This window comes from Streptosporangium sp. DT93 (assembly GCF_049844535.1).
Taxonomy (GTDB): domain Bacteria; phylum Actinomycetota; class Actinomycetes; order Streptosporangiales; family Streptosporangiaceae; genus Streptosporangium.
The window spans coordinates 1-263 of the sequence record NZ_JBNCLF010000106.1 but is presented as its reverse complement, the minus strand read 5'-3'; the positions used below and the strand labels follow the sequence as shown (position 1 = coordinate 263).

At 68.8% G+C, this 263-nt stretch carries 1 protein-coding gene; it reads right to left on the bottom strand.

Going from position 1 to position 263, the window contains the following annotated elements; all coding sequences use genetic code 11:
• A partial coding sequence (locus ACLQ2R_RS39680) for a hypothetical protein (protein ID WP_425966566.1) occupies positions 1 to 263 on the bottom strand: 263 nt, incomplete at both ends.

Here is a 263-nt window from a genome sequence, read left to right as displayed (position 1 = left end):
ATCGGGCACATCCGGCCGTAGTGGGAGGGGTGCACGTCGCGGACCTCGAAGCCGGCCCGCTCACGCGACAGACCACCCGGGCCCAGCGCGTTGAGGCGCCGCTTCTGCGTCAGGCCGGCCAGCGGATTGGTCTGGTCCATGAACTGCGACAGCTGCGAGGTGCCGAAGAACTCCTTGGTCGACGCCACGACCGGGCGGATGTTGATCAGGGTCTGCGGCGTGATCGCCTCGACGTCCTGGGTCGTCATCCGCTCGCGGACCAC